Origin of the sequence: Vibrio sp. E14, from assembly GCF_020515785.1 — a bacterium.
Taxonomy (GTDB): Bacteria; Pseudomonadota; Gammaproteobacteria; order Enterobacterales; family Vibrionaceae; genus Vibrio; species Vibrio diabolicus.
The window spans coordinates 103,378-117,445 of the sequence record NZ_JAHPJI010000005.1 but is presented as its reverse complement, the minus strand read 5'-3'; the positions used below and the strand labels follow the sequence as shown (position 1 = coordinate 117,445).

10 protein-coding genes are annotated in these 14,068 nt (G+C 45.6%); 9 read left to right on the top strand and 1 reads right to left on the bottom strand.

Annotated features, from left to right (window positions below; translation table 11 throughout):
* Window positions 1-282 precede the first annotated feature (282 nt).
* The 3 genes from LIX84_RS15155 to LIX84_RS15145 all read left to right on the top strand — a co-directional run bounded on the left by LIX84_RS15155 (window position 283) and on the right by LIX84_RS15145 (window position 5,757).
* Window positions 283-915, top strand: coding sequence for a DUF2760 domain-containing protein (locus LIX84_RS15155; RefSeq protein WP_005394205.1), 633 nt, complete (start codon window positions 283-285; stop codon window positions 913-915).
* Window positions 915-2,870 carry an Hsp70 family protein gene (locus tag LIX84_RS15150; RefSeq protein ID WP_226421654.1) on the top strand — a complete coding sequence of 652 codons (1,956 nt, stop codon included), beginning with the start codon at window positions 915-917 and terminating at the stop codon, window positions 2,868-2,870. The genes LIX84_RS15155 and LIX84_RS15150 overlap by 1 nt, the downstream gene beginning before the upstream one ends.
* 61 nt (window positions 2,871-2,931) lie before the next feature.
* Window positions 2,932-5,757, top strand: coding sequence for an Hsp70 family protein (locus LIX84_RS15145; RefSeq protein ID WP_226421653.1), 2,826 nt, complete (start codon window positions 2,932-2,934; stop codon window positions 5,755-5,757).
* A 98-nt stretch (window positions 5,758-5,855) separates the two neighbouring features.
* Here the strand turns inward: LIX84_RS15145 and LIX84_RS15140 are convergent, their stop codons facing one another.
* Window positions 5,856-6,050 (bottom strand): hypothetical protein, encoded by a 195-nt coding sequence (locus LIX84_RS15140; protein ID WP_005394200.1) that lies wholly within the window; start codon window positions 6,048-6,050, stop codon window positions 5,856-5,858.
* 86 nt (window positions 6,051-6,136) lie between these two features.
* Here LIX84_RS15140 and LIX84_RS15135 point away from each other — a divergent pair, with 86 nt between their 5' ends.
* The 6 genes from LIX84_RS15135 to LIX84_RS15110 all read left to right on the top strand — a co-directional run bounded on the left by LIX84_RS15135 (window position 6,137) and on the right by LIX84_RS15110 (window position 14,041).
* Window positions 6,137-6,823, top strand: coding sequence for a DNA-3-methyladenine glycosylase I (locus LIX84_RS15135; RefSeq protein WP_226421652.1), 687 nt, complete (start codon window positions 6,137-6,139; stop codon window positions 6,821-6,823).
* A gap of 574 nt (window positions 6,824-7,397) precedes the next feature.
* Window positions 7,398-8,741 (top strand): sodium/glutamate symporter, encoded by a 1,344-nt coding sequence (locus LIX84_RS15130; RefSeq protein WP_041852964.1) that lies wholly within the window; start codon window positions 7,398-7,400, stop codon window positions 8,739-8,741.
* A gap of 193 nt (window positions 8,742-8,934) precedes the next feature.
* Window positions 8,935-9,447 (top strand): type II secretion system protein, encoded by a 513-nt coding sequence (locus LIX84_RS15125; protein WP_230417922.1) that lies wholly within the window; start codon window positions 8,935-8,937, stop codon window positions 9,445-9,447.
* 273 nt (window positions 9,448-9,720) lie between these two features.
* Entirely contained in the window at window positions 9,721-11,460 is a 1,740-nt protein-coding gene (locus tag LIX84_RS15120) for an ABC transporter transmembrane domain-containing protein (protein WP_226421651.1), read from the top strand.
* A 3-nt stretch (window positions 11,461-11,463) separates the two neighbouring features.
* Entirely contained in the window at window positions 11,464-13,239 is a 1,776-nt protein-coding gene (locus tag LIX84_RS15115) for an ABC transporter transmembrane domain-containing protein (RefSeq protein WP_104974138.1), read from the top strand.
* 253 nt (window positions 13,240-13,492) lie between these two features.
* Window positions 13,493-14,041 carry an MSHA operon transcriptional regulator gene (locus LIX84_RS15110; RefSeq protein ID WP_054867095.1) on the top strand — a complete coding sequence of 183 codons (549 nt, stop codon included), beginning with the start codon at window positions 13,493-13,495 and terminating at the stop codon, window positions 14,039-14,041.
* The last annotated feature ends 27 nt before the right edge of the window (window positions 14,042-14,068 follow it).

Below are 14,068 nucleotides of genomic sequence, written 5' to 3'. Positions count from 1 at the left end.
TTTTGATACTTCCGTAAGTTAAACTTCGGGATCTATTGAAATACTGCGTTAGCAACGCACAAACATCAAGCAACAGCCTATGCTGGGTAGTCCGATCGTCGATTTTTCACTCTGTTCGTACGGTATAGTCACGAATTATTACAGCCTTAAGCCTTGAATATGCTACCATCCGTCATCATTTTAATGTCTAAACTTGGTGCAAGATCGCAAAGACGATCGTTTTAGTGAACACATATGAGCCAATACTGAGCACCAATAATCAATAGAAAGAGAAAAAACGTCATGAACATTGATTTGAACCTAATTCCTCAAACGTTCGATATGCTTCACGCTGGCCTAACCGCATCGAGCGTTTTGCTTCTTTTAGTCGCGGTCTCTCGCAAATCAAAAGTGGTTGAGAAAGTCGTAGAAAAACCGGTCGAGAAAATCGTCGAAGTTGAGAAGCCAGTTGAGAAGATCGTCGAAGTAGAAAAAGTCGTTGAAGTTGAGAAAGTCGTTGAAAAAGTGGTTGAAGTTGAATCGAAACTTGCAACAGCATCAACGGACTCTGCAATGCAGCTGCTTTCTATCATGCAGCAAGAAGCTCGTCTGATCGACTTCCTACAAGAAGACCTAACGTCATTCTCTGATGAAGAAGTAGGCGCAGCAGCTCGCGTAATTCATACTGGTGGCCAGAAAGTATTGAACGATTACGTAACACTTGCGCACGTTCGCAACGAAGACGAAGAAACTCGTATTACGGTTGAAGAAGGCTTCAACCCACAAGAAATCCGCCTTACTGGCAACGTGACAGGTAGCGCGCCATTCCAAGGCACGTTAGTGCACAAAGGCTGGAAGGCAACATCGATGAACCTTCCTAAGCTGGCTGAAAACTACGATGCATCTGTGATTGCTCCAGCCGAGGTTGAGCTGTAATGGAACACATGAACCAAGAAAACCATTCTCAAGAAGCGTCTGTTGAAACTCAACAGACGCCTAAATTCAGTGTTGGTATCGACTTAGGTACAACACACTGTGTGATGTCTTTTGTTGATACACACGACGAAGACGCTCACGTAGAAGTGATGCCTATCCCGCAGCTGACTGCGCCGGGTACGGTAGAGACTCGTAGCCAATTAGGCTCTTTCCTATACCAACCACACGAACACGAAATGAACCCGCAATCACGCGTTCTTCCGTGGTCGAGCGAGCCAAAAGCTCTAGTTGGTGCAATTGCACGTAACCTAGGTTCAAAAACACCAATTCGTCTTGTTGCAAGTGCGAAATCTTGGCTTTGCCACGGTGGTGTAAACCGTCGTGACGCATTCCTACCAGCGGGTAGCCCAGAAGAAGTGGAAAAAGTATCCCCTCTTCGCGCAACCGAGCTATACCTTGAGCACTTAAAAGATGCTTGGAATCACGCAAACCCAAATCACAACCTTGCCGATCAAGACGTTACCATTACGGTTCCTGCTTCTTTTGATCCTGCTGCCCGTGATCTAACTGCAGAAGCAGCACGCAACGTTGGTTTTGTGCACCTAACGCTTCTAGAAGAGCCACAAGCTGCACTTTACAACTGGATTGATAACAGCAACGACAAATGGCGCGACGAAGTTGAAGTTGGCGACATTGTGCTTGTGGTCGATATCGGTGGTGGTACAACCGACCTTTCTTTGGTTGAAGTAACTGAAGACGACGGCAACCTAACTCTGAACCGTATCGCGGTAGGTGAACACATCCTACTTGGCGGTGACAACATGGACCTTGCGCTTGCGTACCGCTTGAAGATGAAGCTAGCGCAAGAAGGCAAAGAGCTACAACCATGGCAAGTTCAGGCAATGACGCACGCATGTCGTGACGCGAAAGAAGCGCTATTGAACGACAGCGAACTTCAGTCAGTGCCAATCGTAGTACCAAGCCGCGGTTCTAAACTGCTTGGCGCAACACTGAAAACAGAACTAACTCAAGAAGAAGTACAACAAACATTGGTTGACGGTTTCTTCCCTCAAGTTGCGATTACGGACCACCCTGTTCAACGTAACCGTGGCGCACTAACGCAAATGGGTCTGCCTTACGCACAAGATGCGGGTATTACTCGTCACATTGCAGCGTTCTTGTCTAAGCAAGCACACGCGCAAAGCGGTGGTGAATCAGCGCAAGCTCAAGATTTCAACCCATTTGCAAACATGCCAGGTATGCCAGGCGCGGATGCAGCGCAATCGGCTGATTTCATCAAACCAACGGCAATCCTATTCAACGGTGGTGTGCTGAAATCACAACTTCTAGCCACTCGTCTAGAAGACACGATCAACGAATGGCTAATTGAAGCAGACGCAGAAATGGCGAAACGCCTAACAGGTGTGGATCTAGACCTTGCGGTTGCTAGCGGTGCGGCTTACTACGGCTCTGTGCGTCGTGGTCAAGGCGTTCGTATCCGCGGCGGTATTGCTTCGGCGTACTACGTGGGTATCGAAAGTGCGATGCCTGCGATTCCGGGTATGGCGCCTCCAATGGAAGCACTGTGTGTAGCACCATTTGGTATGGAAGAAGGCTCAAGCGTTGACGTACCAAGCCAAGAGTTTGGTTTGATCATCGGCCAGCCAGTTAACTTCCAATTCTTCGGCTCAACCGTTCGTCGTGACGACCTAGCAGGTACTCACCTTGACTACTGGGCACCAGAAGAGCTTGAAGAGCTTCCAGAAATTCAAGTAACGCTGCCTGTATCTGAAGGTCGTCGTGAAGGTGAAGTGGTTCCAGTTACCCTAGCCTCTCGCGTCACAGAGCTTGGTACGCTTTACTTAGAAGCCATTGCCGCTGATAACGGGCAAAAATGGCATGTTGAGTTCGATGTGCGCGAAGACGCGAAAAGTGACTCAAACGAAGAACAATAATTAGAAGTCAAACGGCATCCAATCGGGTGCCGTTTTTAAATACACGAAGGTTTGGTTTTGTATGGCATCTCCTCGTTTCCTTGTTGGTATTGACCTTGGCACCACAAACACTGTAGTGGCCTACTGTGAAATCACCGACAACCTTGAACAATCCGAAGTATCCCTATTTGACATCGACCAACTGATTGGTCCGGGCGAAGTCGTTCGTAAACCACTTCTACCCTCTTTCCGCTATCATCCAGCTGTAGGTCAAATCTCCCCTTCTGACCTCACTCTTCCTTGGGACAACGAACCTGTTGCTGGCGACATTAACAATGTCATCGTTGGTGAATGGGCTCGTGAATTAGGCGCGAAGGTGGAAGGACGTCAGGTATCCAGTGCTAAAAGCTGGCTATCGCACCAAGCAGTTGATCGTAGCTCAGACATTCTTCCTTGGGCTGGTGCGCAAGACGTGGATAAAGTTTCACCCGTCATTGCCAGCGCAAGCTACCTCAACCACATTCGTCAAGCATGGAACTACCGTCATCCTAGCAACAAGCTAGAAGACCAAGATGTGGTTGTGACCGTTCCAGCATCGTTCGATGAAACCGCTCGTAAGCTCACGCTTGAAGCCGCTGAGTTGGCAGGTTTAAAGAAAATCGTCCTGCTCGAAGAGCCACAAGCCGTATGTTACGACTGGTACGCACGCCATCAGAAAACCGCAGCTGATGAACTCAAAGAGTTACCGCTGATTCTGGTGTGCGATGTGGGCGGTGGTACCACCGACTTAAGCTTGATTGAAGCAAGTTTCTCTTCTCAAGATCAGCTAGCACTTGATCGTATTGGCGTTGGCGAACACTTGATGCTGGGTGGTGATAACCTCGACCTAGCATTAGCGCACCTTGCGGAAAGCCGCCTTTCTCAGAATAAAGGGGAACAAAGTAAGAAGCTCACTGCAGCAAGCCTAACAAAGCTAATTCAGCAAACACGTAAAGCGAAAGAAAACCTGCTTTCAGCGAGCGCACCTGACGAAGTGAAGATCACCATGCTGGGCAGCGGCTCTAAACTTCTTGGCGGAACAAAGAGTATCGGGCTGAGCAAACAAGAAGTGCACCAAATCGCTTTAGATGGCTTCTTCCCACTTTCTGATTTCAGTGAAGTACCAGACAAACGCCGCAGCGCGGTTGTCGAGTTTGGCCTTCCATACGTTGCTGACCCAGCGGTGAGCAAGCACGTTGCCGAGTTCTTAACTCAGCACCAGCAAGTCGCTCGTGCCGCTCTTGGCATTGAAGACGATAAACAAAACGCGATTCCAGTTGGCGTGTTGTTGAACGGAGGCGTGTTTAACAGTGATCTGGTGACTGAACGTGTCACCGCCCTACTTTCTGACTGGCGCGGCGCACCAGTTACGGTATTAGATAACCCACATCCAGATTGGTCTGTTGCATTAGGTGCTGTAGCATTTGGGAAAGCACGTCGTGGCGCACAACTGAAAATTGGTGGTGGTGCAGCGCGTTCTTACTTCTTGCATCTTCAAGAAAAGAACAAAATGGGCAAAGCGCTCTGTTTGCTTGCAAAAGGAACAGAAGAAGGCCATGAGATCCGTTTAAGCGGTCGTCGTTTCTCGCTCACTCTTGGAGAGCCAGTCCGCTTTAACCTGCTGACTTCTACCCACGATACCTTAACCAATAACACCGCCATCCAAAATGGCGTGATGGTTGATGTTGACCCAGACTTGTTTGCTCCTCTGCCGCCTTATATCACCACCCTTGAAGGTGAAGGTGCCGAACTGCAAGCCAACCAGAAAGAACGTGTCGAAGTACAACTGGCGTGTCAGTTGACTGAAGTCGGCACACTTAAGATGGAATGTGTCAGCGCAGAAGACGACAACAAACGTTGGGAGCTGGAATTCGAAGTCCGTAACAAGCAAACCGATGACAGCGAGCAAGTTAATCTTCACCCTAAACTGAACGAATGTAAGGAGCTGATCGCTCGCCTTTACAGCGGTAATAAGAAAAGCGCAGAAGGCAAAGAGATCAAAACCTTAGCCAAAGATCTTGAGAAGAAGCTCGGCAAACGTGACGAGTGGGATTTCACCACACTCCGTCAACTTTTCGATACCTTTGCACAAGGTCGTAAGCGTCGCCGTCGTTCTGAACAGCACGAGAAAAACTGGCTTCGTTTGGCAGGTTTTGCACTGCGTCCAGGCTTTGGCGATCCAACCGACTCATGGCGCATTGAGCAAGTTTGGGGTCTCTACCAACAAAACATTCAGTTTAAGAACCATCAAGGTTGGACAGACTGGTGGGTGTTCTGGCGTCGTATCGCAGGTGGCTTGAGCCAAGAGCAACAAGAGACCATCTTGGCGGACATCGCGAAATACCTACACCCTGGCGCGATGAAAAACCCACAATCCGCCAAAGTGGCACAAGACATGGGTTATGAATCCATGGTGCGTCTTTCAGCCTCTCTAGAGCATCTAGAAGTGGAAGATAAAGTTCTATTGGCAACGTGGTTCTTGAGTAAAGCGATCAACCAAAACCAGTTTGAACAAGCGCACTGGTGGGCGATGGGACGTTTGGCTTCTCGCACACCACTTTATGGCAGCCAGCACAACGTCATTCCTCGTGAACAAGCAGAACAGTGGTTGCCTAAGCTGTTAGAGCAGAACTGGCAGAAAGAGCCAATGATCGCGTTCGCAGCCGTAATGATTTGTCGTAAGACGGGTGACCGCCTGTTTGATATTTCTGACGATTACCGAGAGCAAGTTCTAACGAAGCTGAAACAAAGTAAAGTGCCCGAATCTTGGGTATCACTAGTTAAAGAAGTGAAAGAGCTTTCAGAAAGCGAATCAAAACGCGTCTTCGGTGATGCTTTACCAAGCGGTTTAACGCTAGTTCATCATTAAATCCACTCTACACAAGAAGACGAGTTAGACGTACAAAGCCCTTCCGACGAAGGGCTTTGTTGTATCGCATTCTTTTGGTTTTGATCGTGTACAACGCGCTAATTCATTTCTGTCGTAATCACTACATCGCGCGTTTCGTTATCCATATCGCTAATACCGACCACCGACACTTCTCTGTCCGATAGAGTTTCAATTAAGCTGTCTTCTAATCCGCCATCAGCCAGCCAAGTATAAAATTTATCCGCGATACGCTCCGAACCTTCCCCGACAAACGTTAATGTGACCTTCTTCATTTGTGACACTCCATCAATTTACGATTCAGCCACTTAAGCGTAGTATGTTTCGCAAATATCGACATAAACTAGGACTAACTTCTTTTATGAGTATCGAAAAATTTGACGCGATTTATCAGCGCGCTGCCGAGCGTAAAGGTGGTGAAGATCAACTTGAAGCGCTTTTGTCTCACCCACTAAGCAAAGAAGAACTGGCCGCAATTCCTGATGACCGTTGGCTAGCGGCGTTTTCGATGAAAGTATTCCAAAGTGGAATTTCTTGGAGTGTGGTTCGCAACAAGTGGCCGAACTTCGAAGAGGTATTTTTCGGCTTTAAAATCGAGCCGCTATTGATGCTGTCTGATGAGCAATGGGAAACCAAAGCGACCGACAAACGCATCATTCGCCACATCACTAAAGTCATGTCGATTCCGGCCAACGCTCGCATGATCCATGAAGCAAGAATCGAATATGGCTCGTTCAGTAACATGATTGCTGAATGGCCTCGGGAAAAGATCACGGATCTATGGGGCTACTTGAAGAAGCATGGTAGTCGTTTGGGTGGAAATACAGGCCCTTACACTTTACGCCAAATGGGCGTGGACACTTTTATTCTGTCTAACGATGTCGAAGCTTATTTACGCAACTGCAAGATCATTGAAGGCGGCAAAGACACGAAAAAGTCCTTGGACTCTGCTAATAAAGCCTTTATTCAGTGGCAGCAAGAAAGTGGAAGAAGCTTGACCGAAATCAGTCAAATTATCGCGTTTAGTACTGGTGACAACCGAATTTAAACAAGCACTTTGTAGCTCTGGGGGCGAAATTCCGGCCCCCTATAACGCATGATATTTGCGCGAATCACTCTACTTTAGCTCTTACTGATATTACTACTTTCTCGATTCCTCCAAAAAATCCCTCCTTAAAGTGGCAAAATCCCCCTTCAAATCACAAAAAGTTATCATATCGACAAATTATTTTTCTTGTTCAATATTTTTATTTATCAAATATTTAATTACAAGTGCCCAGTTTTTAGGCACTAAATATTGATGACGCTCAATTGCATTGCGCTGACAAACTGACTAGGATACACGCCCTTCCTGAGTGAACTATCAGAAACTTGATCGAGGAATTTATTCAAATTTCTCAACACTTCGTGAGCACTCACAACAATTGCACTCACTTTATAGATTTAAGGATCAACAGATCCGTTAATACAAATTCGACAGCGCAATAGAGTGCTGACTAGAACAACCATGACGCGATGTCACATGAGTGACTATTTTCGTGGTTTTGTGCTGGAAGTTATTTATTACATCAAGGCTGGTTAAAAGGATGAGCCCCTTGAACGCATTTACTGGAGGACAAGAAATGCCAAAAGGTCTAATGCTGACTGACTTAGCCATCGCTGGCTTACTATTAATTGCAGCAAAAGTAATTCGTGTACATATGCCTTTACTACAACGCATGTACATTCCATCAGCTGTATTGGCTGGGTTATTTGGTCTTATTTTTGGCCCAGCTCTGCTTAACGTATTACCTTGGACAGATACTTTTACCGCAAACGCAAGCCTCTTAACTGCTGCACTTTTTTCTGCGTTGGGTTTAGCAACAGATGTCCCGTCACCAAAAGTGGTTGCTCAACGAGCAGGCTCATTGTGGGCGTTTAACCAAATTGCATCCGTGTCGCAATGGCTGTTTGCAGCAATGTTTGGTTTAGTACTTACCACCTTCTTTTGGCCTGACATTAATCCTGGGTTTGGCGTAACCATGTCCGCGGGATTCATGGGCGGTCATGGTTCAGCATCTGTAGTCGGTGAAATCTTCACAGGCCTTGGCTGGGAAGATGGTTTCACACTTGGTTTAACGTTCGCCACGGTTGGGATCTTTATTTCAATCTCGGTGGGCATGTTAATGCTTCAGTTTGCGTTGAAAATGGGCTGGATTCGTAGCTTTACGACATTCGACAGCATGGACGAACACGAGCGCAAAGGCTTAGTGAAACCTGACGATCAAGAACCTGTGATGAAAGATACGATGTCATCATTGTCAGTCGATTCTTTCGCGATTCACGCGGCGCTGGTTGTAGTGGTAACCGCTTTCTCTTATGTAGCAGCCAACTACTTATCTTCTTTCCACGATAAGGTACAAATTCCGACTTTCGTTACTGGCTTTCTGGGCGGTATGTTAGTTCGAATCATCGCTAAGCAAACCAAGGCATCTCATTACCTATGTGACGGCGCATTCAAACACGCAGCGGGTATTAGTACGGATTACCTGATCATCTTTGGTATCTCAGCGATTAAGATCACGGTTCTAGCACAGTATTTAATGCCAATGGTAGTGCTCGCAATTGGTGGTATCGCGTTCACGCTATGGCTTATCTTTTGGGTTGCACCTCGCATCATGGGAGATGACTGGTTTGAGAAAGGCATTTTCTCTTGGGGATGGTTAACAGGTACAGTCGCTATGGGTATCGCGTTATTACGCATTGTCGACCCCAAAATGCGCAGTAAAGTGTTAGACGACTATGCTATCGCTTATGTTCCAGGCTCAATTACGGACATTTTCATCATCTCGCTTATGCCAATCGCAATGTATAACGGCATGCACTGGCAAGCGTTAGGTGTTGGTCTAACCTATATTGCCGTTGTCTTATTTATTTGGCGATTTGTATTTAAGCGCAGCGGTCAAGCCGTCGCAAACGAGTCTTAATTGCTCATTTCGGGAGGTATTTTATCCTCCCGAATTTAACTCTCTCCCCTTATTCGATAGCCGCCTCCCAACAGCATGTAACAGATAAGCAACTTGTTTTATATTTAAGATCTGCAAGCTTGGTCACCCCTTCCCATCCTTTTTTAATACTTGACCTGCGCATTTTTATATCAAAATAGCCGCCAAACTATTCATGACTCATGGAGAAAAGGCAGTGCATCGCTCTCAAGGATTTACCCTCATTGAACTCATTGTGTGCATCATTCTCCTTGGTGTCGTTAGTGTTATTGCCCTTCCTAAATTTCTTGGCCTGCAAAAAGATGCCCGAGTGGCGGTTCTATATGGCGCGAGGGAAGCGCTCATGACTGCAAACAACTTTGTGTACACCAAAGCCGTTATTCAATCTCAAGAGACGGTAGATGGCGGCAAACAATATAACATTGATCTAGATAATGACGGCAATAACGACCTAATTGGTTACTTTGGATTTATTAAGAATGTCATTCCCGCAAAAGAGCTGGCAGGTTTCGACCCTCAACTCACTATCAATACTTGGTACGGGGTAGACAGCCCGGACGAACCCTATTTCCTTATCGGCTTTGCAAACAAACCTGTTGGTCCAGACCATATGTGTTATGTCGAAGTTTACTACCCAGAAACTCCAGGTGGCCAAGTCAGCTACAAAATACAAACTGACGACTGCTAGTTCCCCTAGTGAGTGAAAGTAACAGTTGCACTTTTGGTGCTTTCATCGCTTTTAGCAGAATACTGGCCCCAAAACCTATTATTAACAACTATTTCACATAATGTTGTTTCATAGTTAGCTTGTAGCGAGAAAACAAGTAATTCGCGACCGCACACGCCCGTAATCGAAACAATCTATCGTTTTTCCGACCGCCAATAATTTGTGCTTGTAAACTCATCATTTCGCTCAATAATAGTTCTATAACAAATCCAATAATTTAAAGCGGGAGGCGTGATGAGAATATTCTGGCAGTTACGTTGGTATTTCCAACAAAAGTGGAAGCATTATGTCGGATCGATTTTGCTTTTCGCTGTGATATCAACTCTACAACTTGTTCCTCCTAAAGCGGTCGGAATCATCGTTGATGGGGTCGTAGATAACACGTTAGATACAAATACGCTGATTCTGTGGCTCTTGGGACTCACTGCACTGATCTTTGCCATTTATGGATGCCGTATCTTATGGCGAATTTGGCTTTTCGGCGCAAGCTGGGAACTCGGAACCATTCTACGTAATCGTCTCTATAGGCACTTATCGACACAACCACCCCGATTTTTCGAACGTTATAAGACCGGTGATCTGATGGCGCGTGGTACTAATGATGTACGTAACATCGTAATGACAGCCGGCGAAGGGGTTTTAACGGCAGCCGATTCCTTGATCACGGGTATTGCAGTTTTAATCATCATGGTAACGCAAGTTAGCTGGAAGCTCACCGTTATGGCACTTCTTCCAATGCCGTTTCTTGCAATCATCATCTTTTTTATCGTCCGTATACTGCATCAACGTTTCCGCATTGCTCAGGAAGCCTTTTCTACCATGTCAGACATGACGCAAGAGTCACTTAACGGCGTGCGAATGTTGCGAGCTTTTGGGTTAGAGAATCAAGAGCAACAGCGCTTTGAAGATGTAGTCGATGATACCGGTCAGAAAAATATCGCCGTCGCTAGAGTCGACGCGAGATTTGATCCAGCTATCCAACTCACCATCGGCCTCTCTTTCCTTCTCAGTGTCGCTGCTGGTGCTTACCTTGTCGATAAGGGAGAGATCACGCTTGGTGATCTAACAGCCTTTACGATGTATTTAGGGTTGATGATATGGCCTATGCTGGCCTTCGCTTTCTTATTTAATATTTTAGAGCGAGGCTCCGCAGCATGGAATCGCCTACAAGAGATCTTTGATGAAACACCAGAGATTGTCAGTGGTAATAAACCACTAGAAGATAAACCACTGCCATTAAAAATTGATATCGATGCTTTCCACTGGTCCAGTGATTTACCACCAGCTTTGGCCGAAATAAAAATCGAGCTCAAGCCCGGTAAAATGTTGGGAGTAGCTGGCCCTGTCGGAAGCGGAAAATCAACCCTGCTAACGCTGCTTTTGCGTCAGCACGACCTAACAAACGGTTCAATTACATTCGGGGATGTTGAGATTAAAGATGCCCTACTTCCTCAGTGGCGCAACCGCTTTGCCGTGGTTAATCAAAGCCCGTTTCTATTTTCAAAATCTATCTTTGACAATATTGCCTTAGGCAACCCTAATGCGGGAAAGGAAGAAGTCTACAGAGCAGCAAAGTTAGCCTGTATTCATGATGATATAGAGAAGTTTCCTGAAGGCTATCAAACTGAAGTTGGCGAGAAAGGCATTACTCTCTCTGGAGGACAAAAACAACGAATTGCGATAGCACGCGCTATGTTACTAAATGCACAAGTCTTGGTATTGGATGATGCGCTTTCGGCTGTTGATGGCCGAACCGAACATCAAATCCTTAAGAATTTGGAAACACACTATCGTGATCAAGCCCTAATCGTTATTGCACACCGCCTCACCGCATTGGAAGCAGCAGACGAGATCATTGTCTTGAATCACGGCCACATTACTGAACGTGGGCAACATAGCGCTTTATTAGCGCATCAGGGATGGTACGCCGAAATGTTCGAGTACCAAAAACTAGAACAGGCGATGGAGGAATAATGAATGAACCAGACCAGTACGTTTAAACGGTTGATGTCTTACCCATTATCTCAACCAAAGCCAATGATTAAAGGACTTGCTTTGCTGTTTATCGCAGCGTTAGCCAGCGCTGGCGGCCCTTGGTTGATTCAATATTTCATTGATGAGCACATCGCTAAAGGTGACTATTCACAGAATGTTCTGATTTCGCTAGCAGTAGGTTATATCGCTCTTCAGATTGTATCGGCAACATTTCAGTATTTTCAGTCATTGCAATTTAGCATTGTCGCGGCTAACACGATCAAAGCGATTCGTAAGCAAGTATTTTCTGGCGTGATTAAGCAGCCGTTATCTGCGTTTGATTACACTCCTGCTGGAAAATTGGTATCGCGAATCACCAACGATACGGAATCTCTACAGCAATTTTATGAGCTCTTGATCGCGACCGTGGTGAAAAACGTGGTCATGATTGTGGTGATGCTTGGCGTTATGTTTTTCATGAGCTGGAAACTCACACTTGTTGTGCTTGTATTGCTACCGATCGTCATCGGCTTTATGTACTTGTTTAAGCAGCTAAGTACAGAAAGCTACCGAAAGATGCGTGACCTATTGACTGATATAAATGCGAATCTGAGTGAATCCATTCAAGGGATGAGTGTCATTCAATTAATGCAACAAGAAGAGCGTTTTAATAAACAGTTCAACGAGCTAACCGCAGAGCATTTGGTGGCATCTAAACGAGTGATTCGGCTAAACGGCTATCTGCTAAGACCATTGATGGACTTGCTCGCTGGCCTCGCGTTACTTTGCTTGGTTGCGATCTTTGGCTTTAACGGTATTGAGTTGATTGGTGTGGGGGTACTGTATGCGTTTATCAGTTATCTTGCGCGCGTTACTGAGCCATTAATTGAAATGACTCAGCAGCTTGCTCTACTTCAGCAAGCGTTAGTATCAAGCGAACGTGTGTTTGAATTGATTGATGCGAAAGAACAAACTTATGGGGACGACCATCAGCCATTAAGGTCAGGTGCTATCGAACTTAAAGACCTCACATTTAGCTACGATGGTAAACAGGACGTCCTAAAAGACATTTCGTTGAAGGCCAACCACCAAGACTTTATCGCGCTTGTCGGGCATACAGGAAGCGGTAAAAGCACATTAGCGTCACTGTTAATGGGCTTTTATCCAACGCAATGTGGTGAACTGCTCATCGATAGTCGTCCACTTAAAACACTAGGGAAAGACGTCCTTCGTAAAGATGTGGCAATGGTTCAGCAAGATCCGCACATTCTCCCTGCTTCAGTCAGAGAAAACATCTCTCTTAGTCGAGCGGTTGACGATACTCAAATATGGGATGCGTTAGACAAGGTAGGTTTGGCAGAGCAAATTCACCGTTATCCTAATGGGCTAGACACGCAGTTAGGTCAAGGTGAAACCAATCTATCTGCTGGACAAAAACAGCTCTTAGCGTTAGCACGTGTGCTTGTGGTAAAACCTAAAATATTGATATTAGATGAAGCAACGGCCAATATTGACTCAGGAACAGAAGCTTTAATACAAAAGAGCTTGGCAGTACTCAGACAAGACATGACACTAGTCGTTATCGCTCATCGACTTTCAACTATTTTGGATGCGGACCAAATAATTGTTCTTCATCATGGGGAGTTAGTAGAGAAAGGCACACACAAAGCACTGTTGAAACAAAATGGTCGTTATGCCCAAATGTATCAGTTACAGCAAGCAAACCGACATTTACAGCAGATTGAAGAAGAAACCAAGCAACTCGAAGAAGCGGTGTGATTTTTATACCCATGCCTTCTTTTTTATTTGGTAGGCATGGGCATAATCGGCCCAACTTCAAAAGTTAGCCTGATTAGCTTCCAATTTCTTCATAATGTGAACTAATTTTCTATTTCTTACCTATTATTGACATAACCCCTCGCTATATCACGCAAGGTCGTTGTAAAATCGTACGGTACTTCAGTCTGGTGCCCTTTGCACTAGACTGTTTTTCACTTTCTAATAATGCATATTAATCTCATGACACAAGTCCATGGACAAAGATAAGTTTACTAACATCTATCGCTTGCCTGGTTCGATTCAAATTCGTATCGGTAAATGGCAAAAAACGTTCCGCGGCACCTCTGATTTAGTTTTACATCAGGCGCTAATGGAGCGTAATAAGCAATTTAAGAAGCCAGACTTTTTACCTAAAGGCTGGTGCGTCACTCCTGTTGACGAAAAAGATATTACTGTCACGCACCACGGTAAATATATCCAAACCGTCATGCGCACAATGTTGGACAGAAAGGTCTCGTACAAGCGATTATTCCTATCTCGAATGAGTGCGGAAGAAGGTGAAAAAGTGCTCCACAATTACAAACTGGAGTGGGTAAGAAAACATAACCAGATCGCCAAAAAGTACAATCAAATTAAGAAGAAACAGTACATGAACTTTGCAAGAGAAGAAGAGGAAACCCTCTACCCTTCGATTCCAAAGGGTGAGTTTGACAAAACGTTATGGAACAAGCTCGTAGTATCATCGTTTGGTCCGCAGAAAAAGTACAAAAACCCACATTTTGTCCGCAAAGCCGATTTCTAAATAAACACCCCTACACTAGGGGTGTTT

Coding starts and splice junctions, on each gene's coding strand:
- LIX84_RS15155 (WP_005394205.1), top strand. CDS start 283: ATGAACATTGATTTGAACCTAATTCCTCAAACGTTCGATATGCTTCAC.
- LIX84_RS15150 (WP_226421654.1), top strand. CDS start 915: ATGGAACACATGAACCAAGAAAACCATTCTCAAGAAGCGTCTGTTGAA.
- LIX84_RS15145 (WP_226421653.1), top strand. CDS start 2,932: ATGGCATCTCCTCGTTTCCTTGTTGGTATTGACCTTGGCACCACAAAC.
- LIX84_RS15140 (WP_005394200.1), bottom strand. CDS start 6,050: ATGAAGAAGGTCACATTAACGTTTGTCGGGGAAGGTTCGGAGCGTATC.
- LIX84_RS15135 (WP_226421652.1), top strand. CDS start 6,137: ATGAGTATCGAAAAATTTGACGCGATTTATCAGCGCGCTGCCGAGCGT.
- LIX84_RS15130 (WP_041852964.1), top strand. CDS start 7,398: ATGCCAAAAGGTCTAATGCTGACTGACTTAGCCATCGCTGGCTTACTA.
- LIX84_RS15125 (WP_230417922.1), top strand. CDS start 8,935: ATGACTCATGGAGAAAAGGCAGTGCATCGCTCTCAAGGATTTACCCTC.
- LIX84_RS15120 (WP_226421651.1), top strand. CDS start 9,721: ATGAGAATATTCTGGCAGTTACGTTGGTATTTCCAACAAAAGTGGAAG.
- LIX84_RS15115 (WP_104974138.1), top strand. CDS start 11,464: ATGAACCAGACCAGTACGTTTAAACGGTTGATGTCTTACCCATTATCT.
- LIX84_RS15110 (WP_054867095.1), top strand. CDS start 13,493: ATGGACAAAGATAAGTTTACTAACATCTATCGCTTGCCTGGTTCGATT.